The organism is Citrobacter sp. TBCS-14, assembly GCF_005280805.1.
Lineage (GTDB): Bacteria > Pseudomonadota > Gammaproteobacteria > Enterobacterales > Enterobacteriaceae > Citrobacter > Citrobacter gillenii.
In genome coordinates this window covers 1-281 of the sequence record NZ_SZWM01000660.1, presented here as the reverse complement: position 1 = coordinate 281, position 281 = coordinate 1, and the positions used below count along the sequence as shown (strand labels likewise).

Annotated in this window: 1 protein-coding gene; it reads right to left on the bottom strand. The window is 43.4% G+C overall.

Annotated elements, in window-relative coordinates; all coding sequences use genetic code 11:
* Positions 1-56: 56 nt before the first annotated feature.
* Entirely contained in the window at positions 57-272 is a 216-nt protein-coding gene (locus tag FDX22_RS20520) for a DUF1656 domain-containing protein (protein ID WP_040233557.1), read from the bottom strand.
* Between the last annotated feature and the right edge of the window lie 9 nt (positions 273-281).

The following is a 281-nucleotide window of genomic DNA, read 5'->3' as shown; positions in this document are numbered from 1 at the left end:
CACCGCAACGGCACTTAATGTCAGCGCATAGCGACCCAATAAAGAGAGTAAAGATTTCATGCAAATAACTCCAGAGTGGTCAGGCCCTGCAAAAGCAGGAAACAACTAATGATAAAAGTCGAAAAATCAATCAACGGGCGAAAGGGCAAACGTCGGTAAAGCCTGCTGAAAGAGAAAATTAATAAGAGTGATAGCGTACAGATCAGCGCGATGAGCACAGTCATCAGCAGACCGGGAAAAAAAACACCCCCGATATTGATGTCATTTATCATTTGTGGATT

Bases quoted from the DNA above. Each gene is read 5' to 3' on its own strand.
- FDX22_RS20520 (WP_040233557.1), bottom strand. From the start codon at position 272: ATGATAAATGACATCAATATCGGGGGTGTTTTTTTTCCCGGTCTGCTG.